This window comes from Paenibacillus sp. FSL M8-0142 (assembly GCF_038597315.1).
GTDB classification, from domain to species: domain Bacteria; phylum Bacillota; class Bacilli; order Paenibacillales; family Paenibacillaceae; genus Paenibacillus_AQ; species Paenibacillus_AQ lactis.
The window spans coordinates 1,221,377-1,237,575 of sequence record NZ_CP152008.1 but is presented as its reverse complement, the minus strand read 5'-3'; the positions used below and the strand labels follow the sequence as shown (position 1 = coordinate 1,237,575).

The window sequence follows — 16,199 nt, the reverse complement described above, 5'->3', positions numbered from 1 at the left end:
CGCCTTTTGCTTTTTCGTGAATCCAATCCGTAATTTGCGGATGCTCCGGTATATGCGAAAAAGAGGCAATATGCCAGAGCCCGACACATTGCCTCTTCCGAGAATCGGTCTGGAAGACCGGAAATACAGTTTCATCAGGCTTCCGTTGATACAATACCGGCCGGGGATTTCTTTGCTGCCGGCGCGAAGCTGCTCTCATCCATATCATTCGGAGCTGGCAGCCCCCGCGTTACCGGATCGAAGATCCAGTACAGACCGACAAGCAGCACGACCAGACCGGAGCCGGCAATGATCGAGGAGCTGGCCAGAATCATGCCTAAGCTTCCGCCGATCAGGCTGCCGAGCGGCATTGCAATCCCGCTTAATCCGTTGGCAGCCGCAAACACCGTCCCCATATTTTTCTCAGGAATCGACTTCTGAATGACCGTATTGATGATGACGTTCGTAATGCCGCCAGGAAACCAGGCCAGGCCGTAAATCAGAACCACCATCCAAGTCCAAGGCGTGAGCACGCTCAGGCACCAGAGGGCTCCCGCCACACAGAAAGCCATCGCATAAATCATCCCGAGACGGTATTTCTCCAGCTTCAAATACGGAGCCGCCAGCGCGCCCAGCAGGCTTCCGCATGCTTGCGCCATAAGAAGAATGCCGTAGACGCCGGGGCCGCCGAGACTGTCGGCAAAGGCAGGCATGACCGTAAAGGTTGCGCCTCCGACGGCGTTGATGGCAATGACGCCGAACAGAATCCGCGCCAGCGGTGTCCCTATGAAGAATCGCATTCCTGCTTTCATATCCTCGATGTATAAACGGAAGGCGTTTTTCCGTTTGATTGGCGATGAACCGTCCTTAGGAAATTCTTTTTTATCGTTCGTTTGTACGTTGTTAGATGAAGTCAAACTTGATGCCTTGATACGAAGCTGGGCAAACAGAAGCGCCCCGATGAAAAAACCGACCGAATTCCACACGTACAGCGATACGGCGCCTAGCAGAATGATGAGCCCGCCCGAAACGGCGTTGCACGCAACGTCAATGCCTTGGTAAGCCAGAGTAAACAATGAATTGCCCTGCGTCAGCTGCTTCTTGTCAATGATTCTTGGCAGTGCCGACATTTGAGCCGGATACACCCACATATTGAGCGTCGACATGATTGGCGTAATGGTCAGCACCAGCCCCACCGTCAGAAAATCGAAATAATAGGCAGCAGGCACGATGAGCAGCAATCCGGCCTGGATGAGCTGCGTATAAACCAGGATCCCTCGTAGTGGAAAACGGTCGATGAGCGGTCCGGAGAAAATCTGGATGACCCGGGGCAGAATGGATAGAAAGCCGGCCAGACCCGTATACAGCGTCGAGCCTCCCAAATCATAAACGAGCCACATGGCGGCAACAGCGTATAAGCTGTCGCCGATATTCGTCAAGATGCGGCCGATAAAGAGGAGCAGGAAGTTGCGGTTCTTAAAAATTTCCATCGTTTTAACACTCCATTTCAGTTCGTTTTTTGGGGAGGCTCGGAAGCAAGCTCCTTATTTCTTAGACGCCTCTTCGGTAGAGACTAAATTGACGCCGATCGCATACTCCTTGGAATCGTCTTTGGCGGCGATGGTTTTCTTGACCCATTTTTCTAGCAGCGATCTAAAATCCTTCGCCAGCTCTTCCCGCTCCTCTTCCGTCAGCTGCAGCCGCAACTGGATCTTCGTGCTGGAAACCGCATTGTAATCATCGGCCAGCGCAGGATCCAGCGATTGCGGGCCTGTCGTGTTAAACCATTTGGCCTTGGATTTGTAGTATTTCTCAACAATCCCCCCCACCGTACGGGTCTCTACCAGATCGATCAGGCCTCCATCGTACAGCTTCTGGATATGGTAGTGGATGCTTCCCGGGGATTCGCCCAGCTCATCGGCTACTTGCTTGGCGGTTTTCGGCGTATCGGTCAAGCTCCCGATGATCTTGACTCGCTGTGAGCTCCCGAGCAGCTTCGCCTGTTCCACCGTAATGTCGAACATGCCCTGTTGATTTTGATTCGAATCCATATGAATCACTCCGTTCCAATAAGTATTATTCATTCTAACTACATAATTTGATCTGTTTTAGTCGTTTGTTCTAATATTTCTATTCATTCTAATTTTTTAGATCGTCTTGGATTAATAATAAACCACCTATTACCAATTGTAAATAGGCGGTTTAAAAATAATTTTTCTTGGATTACTTTTCACAACATTTTGACCATATGACGGTACACATGTCCGTTAATCATGATTTCTTTATCGGTGGCGTAGCCCCTTCTTTCATATAGAGCATAGGCCCGGTCATTCCCGTGTACGACAGCGAGCGCGATTTTACGATATTGCAGCTCCCTTGCCCGCTCCTCCATATAGCTGATTAATGCAGAACCTATGCCTTGCCCGCCGAATGCCGGGGATACGGACAATGTATCGATATAATACTCGTCGACATCGGCTTCCTTATCCAGCGTCAATGTATCGTCATGCTTGAGACGGCGCAAACGCTCGATGATCGGGCGGTCCAGTTCCGGCGCTTGGTCACCTCCGTAGGCCACGATAATTCCGGCTGCTTTGCCTTCGATCTCTTTTACAGCCGCCTGCTTATGGCTAAGCCTGCCCTCATGCTCCCGGAAAAACTGCTCCAGAACACGGACAGCCCCTTCCTTGCTTTCTTCCCCTGTCAACTGGTGCGCAATGTCGTGCAGGGCGTCGTATAGCAGTTTTGATGCAGCTGCTGCATCCTCCGGTCTTGCCGATCTAATCGTCATGATGTTATAACCTCCGATTTTGTTCCAATAATTCTATATCTCCCAACCTTCTACCTCATAATACAGCTCCTGATCGGAAGACGCCACAAACGACCGCCGCGTGATTCCCGAATCCGGCTTCAGCCGCTCATGTCGGCCGAACCCATGCGATACCTTGAACGTAAAAGTAAGACCGTGAGGGATCATCGCGCTCCCCTTGTAGAGCCCGTCTCCCGCCGGCTTGACCTCAATCCCCGCATACAGCGAAGGATAGGTCGGCGTTGATGCCGGGACCTTTACCGTGACCGTTACGTTAACCCGTTCCGGCAAAGCGTCGACAATGGTGATTTCCTTGTCCGCCGTACAGTTCCCATATTGGACGATCACCCGCGTCGTTCCGGGCGATTTGGCGATCAGCGTGCCGTCGGGCTTGACTTCAAGGAGCTGTGGGTCAAGAACCGTATATGTCGCTCGCATGACGGTCTGCATGAAACCGCTCGTATACGTCACCACCGGATTGATCCGCTTGTCGGGACCCTTCACCCCCACGATCTCGCCCCCGCAAATCTCGAGAGCTTCAGGCTTCCCGATTCGTCCGAAGAAGTACAGCAGCGGGGCGTGGGCTCTTGCCGCCCAATCGCTCTGGCTATGACCAGCACCCGGATGCAGGTACAGCATAAGGTCTTCTCCGGGCACAAACCCGTCGGCGACCAGCCGTTCGGCTTCTTCTCTGGCGTACTTCTCCATGAACGTCCCTTCGGCTCCGCCCATATCCAGCCACACCCGAAGCTTCGGATGCGTTCCGTATCTGTGGTAAAACGGAATTTCGCGAAGCTCGCCCTTTTCATCGAAATCGGCCTTAACGAAGTAAGGCGACATTACCGCAATGTGACCGAACACATCCGGACGTCTAAAGCCGATATTGTAGGTGACGATTCCGCCTGCAGAGGAGCCCATCATCGCCGTATGCTCGGGACCGGTCAGCGTTCTGAAGGTTCTGTTGATGTACGGCATCACTTCATCAATGACAAACGCCTCATACCGATCGCCATCAAAAGGCGGTTTGAATGCAAGGTGCATGTTCGGATGCTCGTGAAAATACTCGTTCAGCCTCTGATCCGGCACGGTCGCGATGCCAACGATCAAGATCCCGTCCATCCGTCCTTCGGCGACAAGCCGGTCTGCGGTAACATGCATTTCCCAGGATTCCCCCGACGCATCCGCGGAGAAGACGTGCTGTCCGTCATGCATATAGAGTACGGCGTAACGACGCTCCGTATTCTCGTGATAGTCGGGTGGAAGATAGACGAACAAGCTGCGGGTGTTGCCCAAGATTTCGGATGGAAAATGCGGAATTTCCACCAATCTTTCATCATGCCTGGATTTCAAATGTACCATATGTAACCCCTCCCTCAATGTTCTTGGGGAACAAGGGTGAAGCTTTGACGCGCGATGCCGGATCTATGATGCCAGCTCCCTCCCCGTCCCTAACCCAACAAAAAAAGGCACAACCCGGTGAACAGGTTGTACCTTGTTAGGTAAGCATTGCCTTACTCGTATTATAAAAGAGGTTGTTCAAAAAGTCATCTTTTGATCACGAAGGGAGTCAAGAAGTAACTCGGCATCGAATCTTGAATTCAGCCGGGCCTAAGCTTATGCTTTCGAAGTATGTTTCCTACGGAAACATTTCAGGTGCTCACGTACCCAAAACAGCAGATGCTTTCGCCAAGACGTTTTCTGTAAAACGTGTAGCTCCGCTCCTCAGTCCCTACCTTCATCCAACCTAAAGCGTTTTGAAAAAAAAACGCACTTCGGAAGCATGCACCTCGGTGCTGAAAATCCGACTTTTTGAACTCGCACTATAAGGAATTTCAGCTGCTTACAAGATCAGGAACCGCCCTCCGGCGGCTCTTTCGGAACATATTTAAAAATATCTCCGTCAACAAAGGCGTCGATCAACCGCTCCAGCCACCGGTAATAAGCCACGGCTTCACGCATCTTGGTCCGATCGGCCTCAAGCACAGCCACCATAACCGGATCATCCTCATATTCTTTGAGGAGCTTCTCGGTTTCTTGCAATGCCTTGCGGAGGACCAGGATGTTACTCTCCACCGATTTCCTCCACTTAATGTCGAAAAAGTCCACAAAAGTCTGATACCAATCATATTCCACTTCATAGAGGTCTTTGCGGGAGCCCTTCTCCCACACCTTGTTGACCATCTTATTATCGAGCAAGGTTCGCACGCCGGTGCTCATGCTGGTCTTGCTCATCTTCATTTCCTGTCCCATCTCATCCAGGTTCATCGGTTTATCGGCAAAATACAACAGACCATACAAATGACCTGTTGAGAGCGGTATGCCGTACAAGTCCATATTTCGTCCAATATTTTCAATGACACGCTTACGAATCTTTTGCACAGCAGCCTGCCGTTCCTCATCCAACTGGTACAAGCTCATGCTTGCAGCCTCCTCTTTCTGTAACCATCCAAGAAGTCATGCCATACAACAAAACTGATTGGACTCGAGTTGTAGTGTGAACGATCTGGAGCGAATCTAAACAAACCCAATCCACACACATTCTCTCGTCTATTGTAGGGAAAGCTATTTTAAAAGTAAAGAACAGCGATGACTAAGCATAAGGGAGCATACGAAAGGATTTGGGAGGATAACTTTGTACAGTTTTTACTGTACGTACTTTACGTACGGATATAACGTTTGATACTTTACGTATCGATTGTTACAATGATGCACATGGGTTTACGAGACGGCAGTGACGGATCGGGGTTGCATTAAGGTTAATACGAACGCGTCTCTACACATTAAAAGGAGGAGTCACTCTTGGCTATTCTGCAAGTGAAGAATGTCAGCAAGTTGTTCGGCCCTGGTGCCGAGCAAGGGCTTCAGCTGCTGGAGCAAGGCTGGTCCAAAGCGCGAATTGCAAAAGAGAAAAATATAACGGTTGGCGTGAACCGTGTCAGCTTTGATATTCAGGAAGGCGAAATCTTCGTCATCATGGGTCTGTCCGGCAGCGGCAAGTCCACACTAGTACGTTTGCTAAATCGGTTGATTGAACCGACTTCAGGAGAAATTCTGATCCATGGCAAGGACCTGAGAAAAATGAATAAGGAACAGCTGCGCGAGGTACGCCGCAAGACGATCAGCATGGTGTTCCAGAAGTTCGCATTGTTCCCGCACCGTACGGTGCTCGACAATGTTGAGTACGGCCTGGAAATTCAGAAGGTCAATAAATCCAAACGGCGCGAAGCCGCCATGAAGGCGCTGGAGCTTGTAGGGCTCAAGGGCTGGGAGGACAAAATGCCGGATGAGCTCAGCGGCGGCATGCAGCAGCGTGTCGGGCTGGCCCGGGCGCTTGCCAACGATCCCGAAATTCTGCTCATGGATGAGGCGTTCAGCGCGCTCGACCCGCTGATCCGCCGGGATATGCAGGATGAGCTCATCGAGCTTCAGGACAAAATGAAAAAAACGATCGTGTTCATTACCCACGACCTGGATGAGGCGCTCCGCATCGGAGACCGCATCGCCCTGATGAAAGACGGCGCGGTCGTGCAGATCGGAACGCCTGAGGAAATTCTGACACAGCCGGCCAACGATTACGTTGAGCGGTTCGTGGAGGACGTCGATCTGTCGAAGGTACTGACGGCGTCGCATGTTATGCGACGGCCCGAAGCGATTACGCTGGACCGCGGTCCGCGTGTTGCGCTGGAGCTGATGCGCGAGCGCGGCATCTCGAACCTGTTCGTGATTGACCGCGCCAAGAAGCTGCTCGGGGTCATCACCGCCGAGGAAGCTTCCGATGCGATGAAAAACCATCGCAAGCTGGAGGATATTTTGATAACGGACGGTCCTAGAGTCGGCCCGGACACCCTGCTCAACGAGCTGTTCGAAATTACGAGCATGTCCAAAGTGCCGCTTGCCGTTGTGGATGACAATGGCCGCCTGATGGGCGTTATCGTCCGCGGGGCCGTGCTTGGCGCGTTGGCCGGGGAATCCAAGAATGAGGGGGTGACGCAAGATGCCTAAGATTCCTCTCGCAAGCTGGATCGATTCCTTGGTGGAGTGGATGGGAGATACTTTCTCGGGCTTTTTCAATGCGATCTCCTTCATTATTGAAGGAATTGTCGAGTTTTTTACAGATGTGTTCATGCTGCCCCATCCGTATCTGTTCATCGTCATCTTGGCCGTCCTCGCGTATTTGCTTGGCCGCTTGCCGCTGACGCTGTTCACGGTCATCGGGTTTCTCATTATCGAGAACCTCGGGTATTGGCCGCAAACGATGAGCACGCTCAGCCTGGTCATCACGGCAGGCTTGATCTCCATCGTGCTCGGGGTGCCGCTCGGCATTTGGGCAGCCTACAGCAAAACCGCATCCAGGATCATCATTCCGATTCTGGACTTCATGCAGACCATGCCCGCTTTCGTTTATCTGCTGCCTGCGGTTACGTTCTTTAGCCTCGGGGTCGTTCCGGGCGTTATCGCTTCCGTCATCTTTGCGATTCCGCCAACGATTCGTCTGACGCGGCTGGGGATTATGCAGGTATCCGGCGAGCTCACCGAAGCTGCGGATGCATTCGGTTCGACTTCCGGACAGAAGCTGTTCAAGGTCCAGCTTCCGCTGGCTATGCCGACCTTAATGGCCGGGATTAACCAGACGATCATGCTGTGCTTGTCGATGGTTGTTATCGCTTCGATGATCGGTGCCCAAGGCATTGGCGCCGAAGTCTACCGTGCAGTAACCCAGCTGCAGATCGGTAAAGGGTTTGAGGCGGGTCTGGCTGTCGTCATCCTGGCGATTGTCCTGGACCGCTTTACACAAAATATATTTAAAACGAAAAAGAGGGGTGCTTAACTTGAAGAACAAGAAATGGTGGTTGATGCTTAGCTTGGCGGCTGTCCTCCTTCTGTCCGCATGCGGACAGGGCGGCAATGGCGGCACGAACGGAGCCCAGGGCGGCGAAGGCGCAAACGGCGGAGCCGCCGGCTCGATCGGCGAGCAGGTAAACCATGAAATCATCGGTATTGATCCAGGCGCAGGTATTATGAAAGCCACGGCTGCCGCGATTGAGGAGTACGGCTTGACGGATTGGAAGCTGATCGAAGGCTCCGGTGCAGCAATGACAGCTACGCTTGATAAGGCGATCAAGAAGAAAGAACCGATCATCATTACCGGCTGGACGCCGCACTGGATGTTCTCCAAGTATGATCTGAAGTATCTTGAAGATCCGAAGAAGGTTTATGGTGAAGCCGAAGAAATTCACACGGTTGTTCGTAAAGGCCTGAAAGAGGATCAGCCGGAGGCTTATCAGTTCCTGAGCAACTTCAAATGGACCTCGGACGATATGGGTCAAATCATGACCGCCATCCAGGAAGGACAGAATCCGGAAGCTGCCGCTAAGGAATGGATGGAAGCCAACAGCGAAAAAGTGAACGAATGGACGCAAGGCGTTCAGCCCGTTGACGGCAAAAGCTTTAAATTCAGCTATGTTGCTTGGGACTCCGAAATCGCCAGCACCAATCTGCTGAAGGTCATTATGGAAGAGAAGCTCGGCTTTAAGGTCGAAGCGCTTCAAGTCGAAGCCGGCCCAATGTGGACCGGGGTCGCCAACGGCGACGTTGACGCTACGGTTGCCGCATGGCTCCCGCTGACGCATGCCGACTACTGGGATAAGTTCAAGGATCAGGTCGAAGACCTTGGCGCTAACATGGAAGGCGTTAAAACCGGCCTCGTCGTTCCATCGTATGTCGACGTGAACTCGATTGAAGATCTGAAGAAGTAAAGATTGAACCTACACGAAAGCCACCCTTTGCGGGTGGCTTTTTTGGGCTATAGGGGGATGTATGGGCAGGACGGGGAGTCCGGGGGCAAGTCCGTTTTGGGGATTTGTTGGCTCGTTGGCGCCACTTTAGCGCAGCACAAGTCCCTTTTCGGGACCTGTTGGCTCGTTGGCGCCGCTTTAGCGCAGCACAAGTCCCTTTTCGGGACTTGTTTGTCCATAGACGCCGCTTGGGCGGGGCACAAGTCCCTTTTCGGGACCTGTTGGCTCGTTGGCGCCACTTTAGCGCAGCACAAGTCCCTTTTCGGGACCTGTTGGCTCGTTGGCGCCATTTTAGCGCAGCATTAGTCCCTTTTCGGGACCTGTTGGCTCGTTGGTGCCACTTTAGCGCAGCACAAGTCCCTTTTCGGGACTTGTTTCCCCGTAGGCACCGCTTGGGCGGGGCACAAATCCCTTATCGGGACCTGTTGGCTCGTTGGTGCCACTTTAGCGCAGCACAAGTCCCTTTTTGGGACCTGTTGGCTCGTTGGCGCCACTTTAGCGCAGCACAAGTCCCTTTTCGGGACCTGTTGGCTCGTTGGCGCCGCTTTAGCGCAGCATAAGTCCCTTTTCGGGACTTGTTTCCCCGTAGGCACCGCTTGGGCGGGGCTCGTTCGCTTGGGGGCGGCCATAACACTCAAGTAGATGCCATCGTCGACGCGGGAGAAATGCACCTGTACGAGCCTCTACACTCCCGCGCTACTCAAGCAAACTAGTCTACTCCCAGACACCAATGCTATCCAACCAAACTAATCTACTCCCAGCTCCCGTGCCACCCAAACGAACCAATCTACTTCCAACCTCCACGCTACTCAAACAACCAATCTCCCCCTTGCTCCCGCGCTACCCAAGCAAACCAATCCACTCCCTGCCCCCAGTACTATCCGAGCAAACCACTCCCCCCTCCCCTTAAGACGCAAACGAGCCGCGCTCTAACGTGAGCGCGACTCGCTTTTTTACATGGATAGCAGCTATTCCTTGATGGTTACCGTAACCGGGGAATACTCGGCAATGACGGTTTGACCATGAACCGAGACGCTGCCCTGCGGCGTCAGATCCTTCTCCGTCATGATGCCAAGCGCAATCGTGAACTTGTTGAATTTGATCGGGATGTTGTTCTCCCGGCGGACCTCCTGCCCGTTCACATAGAACACCGCCTCGTCCTCACTGCGGTTATAGGTGATTTTGTACGTATTGAATTCCTGCGGCTTGAAGTGCGTGTCCTCCTCTTTAAAAATGCAGAAGAAGCGGGTTTTATCCGATTCCGGCACCTGAACGCCAGGGAAAGGCAGCACCGCATACACGCTCGCATACTTATCGTTCGAAGCGAAGAAGTCGAGCGCCGCTCCGGTTGAGAAATCCAGCAGATTCAAAGATACGTAACCGTCGTACAAATCACCGGGAACGGTGCCCTGCGTACGGGCACGGATCTGAAGCTCAAAGGTCACTTCGCCCGATTCCGGCACTTCAACCTCTTCCACGGAATAATACATATGCTTGGCATTGTCGAGAATCTGAATCTGATTATGCTGGCGGCTCAGCGGTGCGCGCACATACAGGATGCCGTTGCGCACGATAACGACAGCGTCGGGCTCCCGGTACTCCCAGAAGGAACCGTCCGGCAGCGGAAAGCCGCCGATCTTCCAAACCTTGCCCTCCGACAGGATGGTATGAAAATCACCAAAAACACGTTGTTGTTCCATCTAAGGTCTCCTTCTTTCTCACAAAAATAGGTTAGAATGCCTGGATTATGCCTTGGACGAGCAGCGACAGGATCAACACGCCGCCGCAGCGCATCGTTGTCATCGTTGACGCGCCCATCAGCGGCAAGTAAGCTTCGGAACGATTGCTATCCTTCAGTCTTCCATACACAAGATACAATGGAATAACGGTCAGCAGAGCAATAATCGCATAAGGTGGAAGAGCTCCCGCTAGGACGCAGGCAACCAGGGACAGACAGGCCAGCAGCAGCAGCGCCCGTGAGAACGTCAACGCCCGCTTTTCCCCCCATACGACCACAAGGGTTCTTTTTCCGGCCTGACGATCCGCCTGCCAATGCAGGAAGTGATGGTTGAACAAAATCAACGTCGTGAGCAGCCCGATCGGCAGCGACAACAGGAGGGCCCGAAGATCCATGCTTGACGTCTGGACATAGAATGCTCCCATAACAGGCAAAATACCGAAGGACAACAGGATCGCAATTTCGCTGTAGCCCTTGCCCCGGTATCCGAACCGAACGGGCGGCGCCACGTAAAAATAAGCGATGAGTCCGCCAAGCGCGCTGAACAGAAGCGCCCACCAGCCGCTGATCAAGCTCAGAATAATCCCGCATAACGCGGCAATTCCGAACAGCGTCCAGGTAACGCTCTCGAATTTGCGGATGGACCAGATGCCTTTGGTTAGAAAACCTGAATTCGTGGAGATCGCATCGACGTCCTCCTGGGCTTCCGTATCGGTCCCGTTCTTATAGTCCCACAAATCGTTCACCATATTGGAGAACAAATGGGCGGCCCCGCTTCCGATCAAGGTCAATAAAAAAAGCCCGATATGGAAACGACCTGTCCAAACATAAGCGCCAAGCGCCCCCAAAGCAACCGGTATGAGCATGACCGGAATGACTTGGATACGCGAAGCTTTTTTAAACTGATTCAGGACATCCACTGGCGTAGGCTCCTTTCTCTCATAAAACAGAATAGAACGCCTGCAACTCGCTTGCAGACGTTAATCGATGTTGTGAAACAAAGCACTTGTACATTAAGGATATCACAATTGTCGAACTTTGTAATCTATTTGTAAGAACTTGGCTAAGCTCCTATACGGACGAGCGCTCAATCAATTCGAACGGCAACTCCTTGCGCACCGGGTCTTTCCGTTCTCCCTGAATATGGGCATACACGATTTTGAAAGCCTCTGAACCCATATCGAGCAGTCGGTTATCGATCGTCGTGAGCCCCAGCATTTTGCCGATGGGTTGATTGTCGAATCCGATGACCGCAAGCTCCTGCGGGATGGATATGTCCCGCTTCTCCGCTTCGTAGATCAAGCCGGCCGCCACATGGTCCCCCGTCACGAGCAGGGCGCTTGGCCGTTCTTTCATATCCATAAGCCGGTTCATGATTGCCGCACCATCCTCAAGATCAATGCAGCCATCCAAAATCCATTCCTCACGGTAAGGCTCTCCGATTTCCTTCAGCACTTCCTCATAGGCTGTTTTGCGTGCTCTCGTGCTGGGGCTGTCCAGCCTTCCTACCGTAAATCCGATTCTGCGGTGCCCCCGGTCAATCAGATAATGCATGGCACGCCGGAAAGCCTCCGCATGATTAATATATATAGAAGAAAATAATCGCTCCCCCGCATCCAGACAGCAAACAATCGGGCCATATGGACAGTAGGCTTCGATCTGCTCCGGGGTAACGGCGGACGATAGAATAATGATCCCGTCAATTTCCCGGTTTCGCAGCATCTCCAGCACTTCCAATTCTTTGTCCTGCGCATATCCCGTCTGACAAAGGATAAGCCGGTAGCTTGCCGCCAGCGCTTCTTGCCCGGCTCCCTCCATCAGCAAGGAAAAATACGCATGGTTAATGAACGGCAGCATAATGGCGATATTCATCGTTCTGCCCGTAATGAGGTGAACGGCGTTCATATTGCGCGCATACTTCAGCTGCTTCATCGTCGCCAGGACCCGCGCTCGCTTTTCCTCGCGAACATAGGGATGATTATTGAGCACCCGGGATACCGTGGATACCGACACGCCCGCAAGCTTTGCGATTTCTTTGATATTGGCCATGCTCTTTCCCTCCCTCGATTCTAGCCAGCAGTCTATCTATCCTCGATACTATCATGATCCGGCAGTTGATTCAAAAGAGAGCATGAACCCCAATAGATACTTAAAACCAAAAGCCGCAATTTATGCGGCTTTCAATGTCTACATATTCTTTGTCTTTTATGCTCTTTGACTATATGTTCTTTGACTGTATGTTCTTTGTCGTCCGACAACAAATTCATCATCATTTATGTCGTTCACGGAGTTTTCGTTTCCCTTTGAGTTTCGATATACATGGAAGTGCTTGTCGAAAAGAAATTCTACTTCCTTAATACTCTCCTTTTATTACGAAAAACGAGCCCCGAATAGTTCCGGCTAATTTGGACTTCTGTCTGGCAAACTTAAACTTCCCTTCTAACTCCTGCGGCACCTCCATCCCCTCAGAAAGCTTAAAGCCAACGGCCCGCTTCTTAGGATCATCCACCGTATACATGACATTGACCCCTAGACCATCCTCATAAAAAACGAAGGCCCATTGGATATTCTCCACCTGGAAACGCGACGTTTCTAAAGGTTTGGCCGCAAACTCAATATCGCGTTCTTCTTTCAAAATTCGGTTTACATAATCCAGGGTCTCCTGGCTTTCGCTGGCGGGTACAACCGTAAATTCATGCTTATATTTGTTCATAAAGTAACGGGCTTCGTTCGCTCGCAGACCAGCCAGCGCTTCGGCTACGGGCGAAGATTCTAACCCGACTGTGGATACGTTTTTAAAATCAACGATATGGGACATGTTCATCACTCCTAAAAGTTTTGTGTATGAGATACTTCTTTGAACTGACTTCGAGCAAAACTTGCATCGGAAGCATTATCTTAGTTTTGTGAGCGTTACTTCTACGAATTACTTCGAGCAAAACTCGCATCGGAAGCATCAACTTAGTTTTGTGAGCGTTACTTCCTCGAGCCTACTTCGAGCAAAACTCGCATCGGAAGCATCAACTTAGTTTTGTGAGCGTTACTTCCTCGAGCCTACTTCGAACAAAACTCGCATCGAAAGCGTAGACTTAGTTTTGTGTGGGGTACTTCTTCGAACTACTTCGAGCAAAACTCGCTTCGGAAGCATCGCGAGTCTCTTTATTTTCTTACGACCGGAATCCACACTTCACCAAATACGAGACCGTTTCGCTGCCCCATCTCCACCGTTGCGTTGGGCCCGCCGACATAGGCAAAATCCTGTGCTTCCGGCAGCACCTGTCCAAAAGCAATGCCTGTAAGCACTTGACTCAACTCCTCAGCCGTCTGCGCTTCTCCTTTTACAACGAGGTATTCCCCTTTAGGAAACTGGATGACTCTGGTCGCTTCCGGTAACGATGCCTCGGTCATCACGCCAGCGTAATACATCATCTTGTTATTCACCGCTTCGTTTACGGCAAAAATATAGTCATTTGCGGCCACGGCCTTTAATGTGTCAAGTCTTCCATCTTGTTTCACGGCTTTCCAAAAGTCCGCCTTCTCCTTGTTTATGCCGGCATAGTCGGTGTAGTCGCTTTGAAGCTCCGTTCCGATTCCTAATACGATAAAGCTGTCTTTTTCCTCAATACTGTAATTTGCCATATTCAATCCCTTCCTCTTCTTTAAATTGTGATTCCTATGTTTTATTACTTGATGGGTTAATCATAACTTTAAATCGTGTCAAAAAATGATACTGTTTAAATGAGCCATGAAAAAAAACGGATCGGATGGGGAGTATCGGCTTTATATCCACACTCCGACGATCTAGGCTGTCAATGAATCGGCTACGTACAAGTACTTGGCAATTTCGGCAAAGGATATAACTACTTGTCATTACAGTTACAACAATAAATTAATATACTTCGATTAAAAAGACATCGAATGCGGCTAGCAACAAAGTAACGCCGATTGAAGACTCAGAGAGTCCGCAACCGGCGCATCTGCTCAACATTTCCTATACTTTAAAGGACGGGTTAACTCGCCAGTCCCTCTTTTCTGTTCGATAACTACACAGAATACGGTTCAAACGTACATTCCGCCCCGTTGATCATTCTCGCCGAGCTGCCTGAACCCCTATGCTTCAAAAATAGTCGGTCTTCCGTCGTCCATCCTGTATACGCCACCTCAAGCCCGCCGTCTGTCTTGAATTCCGGCCTCTGCCCGGACATTTGCCGTGCGAACGCCGCCAGCTGTCCGATCCCTCTGTTCTCCGCTTCCCGAATGGACACCGCCTCTACGGCGAGAGCAATTCCGTCGCCTCGGCAAACAATCTGTTGATATCCGGACTGCGCCCGAATGTCATAAGCCGTCCCCGGGCTTAAATGTATGGCAAAATAAACCTCATCTACCTTGCCGTACAAAGCTTCGGCCTCGTACAACCATTCCCCTTCCGGCAGAACGCCGACGATTTCTTCGCCACTGGCAACCGCCAGTTCAGGCAGCGGATAGAGCGCCAGCACCACATTTTTGTGATACAGCACCTCCATCCACTCGCTTTGGTGACGAGGATCGCTTCCCGAAGGATCGTATCCCTCCCCCGGATGGAAAAAATACAGCTGATTCGCCTTCCCGCCTAAACGGACAGGCAGGCTGAACATCCAGCGCAGCTGCTCGTTGTCGAACTCCCGGACCCGCTCCCACAATCCGCCCGCCGCAAAATCCTCCGTCACATAAGCATAGGAGTGCAGCTTTCGCAACTCGCCGTCAACCGATTTCATCAGCACCTTGCGCACTTCCGCCGGTTCGCTTCGATGCAGGGCAAGGTGCCGGGCAGCTTCCGGAGCTTCGTGGAATAGAAAACCGGCATATTCCGTGCGCGGCATCTCCTCCGGAAGGCTAAAATCACCGAACTGGACATAATCGTGAAGCACATTGGCATCCCGCGGAGCATCATGCGGCCATCCCCTGGAGTGGGCTCCTACCCACGCCCCCTTCAGGTAATAAGACGCGCGAAGGCTCCACAGCTCATCCAACAGTTCATGAAGCTTCTGCTTCACTTCCGGTTCCTCCGCCAATTCCAGCGCACAGGTGAACGCCTGTGTCCAATGCCAAAACCACGGCAGGCACCCATACTCAGCCATACCCTCCCGGCGGAGCAGAGTCAGGGTATCCCTAAGGCTTTGTTTTCCGTCCTCCAGAAGCTCCTTATCCCCGAACCGCTGGCCGAATATTAGCTTGGCCGCCGTATACTTCGCCTCATGATGGTTGCACACCGTGAGCGGCTTGCGAAAAAAACCTCCGCGATAGATGTGTTCCAGCGCGGCCTCAAACTCCCTCGCCAGGCCCTCGTTCATCCCGCTTTCAAACTTGTGATGGAAAAAAAACATCAAGCTCCCCATCAATTCCACCGGCAGCACGTGCGGACTCGCCGCCTCCGGCTTCGGTTCCAGGTTCAGCGGCCAGTGTCCGTACATCGGACTCTTCGCATCCCGGTCCGACAGCCGCAGCACACGACCCAAAACCTCCTCTGCCAGCCGCTTACCCTCCTGCCGGTTGAACTGCGGATCATGCTCCAGGTCTAACGAAGCTGCAAACAAATAGGAGGCATAATAGAAGTTGTCTCGCACATCCCCATGAAACCACAGTCCGCTGGATTGCAGGGGCAGCCTCCATGCTTGTTCCGCAACATTCCGAACAATCCGGTTCATTCTTCCATGATAATCGTTCATCGTCTTCTCCTTCCCAATCCGGTGATAAAGCCGCTTCCCTACCCTAATGTAAGATAAAAACGAACAAAAAGAAACCAATTTGAACACATATAAACCTATTAAAGAGCCTCAAGTCCATACAAGCTTGAAAATACATACAGGACCGGTTCCCAAGCAGCCCCGCATTCGTCCGG

The 16,199-nt window shown here is 51.9% G+C and carries 14 protein-coding genes; 3 read left to right on the top strand and 11 right to left on the bottom strand.

What is annotated here, in order from left to right:
• Window positions 1-134: 134 nt before the first annotated feature.
• The 5 genes from NSQ46_RS05790 to NSQ46_RS05770 all read right to left on the bottom strand — a co-directional run bounded on the left by NSQ46_RS05790 (window position 135) and on the right by NSQ46_RS05770 (window position 5,206).
• Entirely contained in the window at window positions 135-1,469 is a 1,335-nt protein-coding gene (locus NSQ46_RS05790; protein WP_342576462.1) for an MFS transporter, read from the bottom strand.
• A gap of 54 nt (window positions 1,470-1,523) precedes the next feature.
• A complete protein-coding gene (locus NSQ46_RS05785) occupies window positions 1,524-2,030 on the bottom strand; it encodes a winged helix-turn-helix domain-containing protein (RefSeq protein WP_007132377.1) in 507 nt (168 codons plus the stop codon).
• A 179-nt stretch (window positions 2,031-2,209) separates the two neighbouring features.
• Complete coding sequence (locus tag NSQ46_RS05780; protein WP_342576461.1) at window positions 2,210-2,770, bottom strand: GNAT family N-acetyltransferase; 561 nt, start codon at window positions 2,768-2,770, stop codon at window positions 2,210-2,212.
• 33 nt (window positions 2,771-2,803) lie between these two features.
• Window positions 2,804-4,147 carry an alpha/beta hydrolase-fold protein gene (locus NSQ46_RS05775; RefSeq protein ID WP_342576460.1) on the bottom strand — a complete coding sequence of 448 codons (1,344 nt, stop codon included), beginning with the start codon at window positions 4,145-4,147 and terminating at the stop codon, window positions 2,804-2,806.
• A gap of 489 nt (window positions 4,148-4,636) precedes the next feature.
• Window positions 4,637-5,206, bottom strand: coding sequence for a hypothetical protein (locus NSQ46_RS05770; protein ID WP_007132374.1), 570 nt, complete (start codon window positions 5,204-5,206; stop codon window positions 4,637-4,639).
• 381 nt (window positions 5,207-5,587) lie between these two features.
• On the opposite strand from NSQ46_RS05770, the gene NSQ46_RS05765 reads away from it, so the two are divergent.
• From NSQ46_RS05765 to NSQ46_RS05755, 3 genes are read left to right on the top strand one after another with little or no spacing between them, the layout of a single operon-like run.
• Entirely contained in the window at window positions 5,588-6,790 is a 1,203-nt protein-coding gene (locus NSQ46_RS05765; RefSeq protein ID WP_007132373.1) for a glycine betaine/L-proline ABC transporter ATP-binding protein, read from the top strand.
• Entirely contained in the window at window positions 6,783-7,616 is an 834-nt protein-coding gene (locus NSQ46_RS05760; RefSeq protein WP_007132372.1) for a proline/glycine betaine ABC transporter permease, read from the top strand. Before NSQ46_RS05765 ends, NSQ46_RS05760 begins: the two co-directional genes overlap by 8 nt.
• Window position 7,617: 1 nt before the next feature.
• Window positions 7,618-8,544, top strand: a complete 927-nt coding sequence (locus NSQ46_RS05755) for a glycine betaine ABC transporter substrate-binding protein (RefSeq protein ID WP_007132371.1) — start codon at window positions 7,618-7,620, stop codon at window positions 8,542-8,544.
• Window positions 8,545-9,551: 1,007 nt separating this feature from the next.
• Here the strand turns inward: NSQ46_RS05755 and NSQ46_RS05750 are convergent.
• The 6 genes from NSQ46_RS05750 to NSQ46_RS05725 all read right to left on the bottom strand — a co-directional run bounded on the left by NSQ46_RS05750 (window position 9,552) and on the right by NSQ46_RS05725 (window position 16,026).
• Window positions 9,552-10,283 carry a DUF6081 family protein gene (locus NSQ46_RS05750; protein WP_342576459.1) on the bottom strand — a complete coding sequence of 244 codons (732 nt, stop codon included), beginning with the start codon at window positions 10,281-10,283 and terminating at the stop codon, window positions 9,552-9,554.
• A 31-nt stretch (window positions 10,284-10,314) separates the two neighbouring features.
• A complete protein-coding gene (locus NSQ46_RS05745) occupies window positions 10,315-11,241 on the bottom strand; it encodes a prenyltransferase (RefSeq protein WP_341342354.1) in 927 nt (308 codons plus the stop codon).
• A 151-nt stretch (window positions 11,242-11,392) separates the two neighbouring features.
• Window positions 11,393-12,370, bottom strand: a complete 978-nt coding sequence (locus NSQ46_RS05740; RefSeq protein ID WP_028405912.1) for a LacI family DNA-binding transcriptional regulator — start codon at window positions 12,368-12,370, stop codon at window positions 11,393-11,395.
• A 304-nt stretch (window positions 12,371-12,674) separates the two neighbouring features.
• A complete protein-coding gene (locus NSQ46_RS05735; RefSeq protein WP_342576458.1) occupies window positions 12,675-13,139 on the bottom strand; it encodes a phage tail protein in 465 nt (154 codons plus the stop codon).
• 341 nt (window positions 13,140-13,480) lie between these two features.
• A complete protein-coding gene (locus NSQ46_RS05730; protein ID WP_040740150.1) occupies window positions 13,481-13,960 on the bottom strand; it encodes a GyrI-like domain-containing protein in 480 nt (159 codons plus the stop codon).
• A gap of 404 nt (window positions 13,961-14,364) precedes the next feature.
• A complete protein-coding gene (locus NSQ46_RS05725; protein ID WP_342576457.1) occupies window positions 14,365-16,026 on the bottom strand; it encodes a hypothetical protein in 1,662 nt (553 codons plus the stop codon).
• Window positions 16,027-16,199: the final 173 nt, after the last annotated feature.

Bases quoted from the DNA above. Each gene is read 5' to 3' on its own strand.
- NSQ46_RS05790 (WP_342576462.1), bottom strand. From the start codon at position 1,469: ATGGAAATTTTTAAGAACCGCAACTTCCTGCTCCTCTTTATCGGCCGC.
- NSQ46_RS05785 (WP_007132377.1), bottom strand. From the start codon at position 2,030: ATGGATTCGAATCAAAATCAACAGGGCATGTTCGACATTACGGTGGAA.
- NSQ46_RS05780 (WP_342576461.1), bottom strand. From the start codon at position 2,770: ATGACGATTAGATCGGCAAGACCGGAGGATGCAGCAGCTGCATCAAAA.
- NSQ46_RS05775 (WP_342576460.1), bottom strand. From the start codon at position 4,147: ATGGTACATTTGAAATCCAGGCATGATGAAAGATTGGTGGAAATTCCG.
- NSQ46_RS05770 (WP_007132374.1), bottom strand. From the start codon at position 5,206: ATGAGCTTGTACCAGTTGGATGAGGAACGGCAGGCTGCTGTGCAAAAG.
- NSQ46_RS05760 (WP_007132372.1), top strand. From the start codon at position 6,783: ATGCCTAAGATTCCTCTCGCAAGCTGGATCGATTCCTTGGTGGAGTGG.
- NSQ46_RS05750 (WP_342576459.1), bottom strand. From the start codon at position 10,283: ATGGAACAACAACGTGTTTTTGGTGATTTTCATACCATCCTGTCGGAG.
- NSQ46_RS05740 (WP_028405912.1), bottom strand. From the start codon at position 12,370: ATGGCCAATATCAAAGAAATCGCAAAGCTTGCGGGCGTGTCGGTATCC.
- NSQ46_RS05735 (WP_342576458.1), bottom strand. From the start codon at position 13,139: ATGTCCCATATCGTTGATTTTAAAAACGTATCCACAGTCGGGTTAGAA.
- NSQ46_RS05730 (WP_040740150.1), bottom strand. From the start codon at position 13,960: ATGGCAAATTACAGTATTGAGGAAAAAGACAGCTTTATCGTATTAGGA.
- NSQ46_RS05725 (WP_342576457.1), bottom strand. From the start codon at position 16,026: ATGAACGATTATCATGGAAGAATGAACCGGATTGTTCGGAATGTTGCG.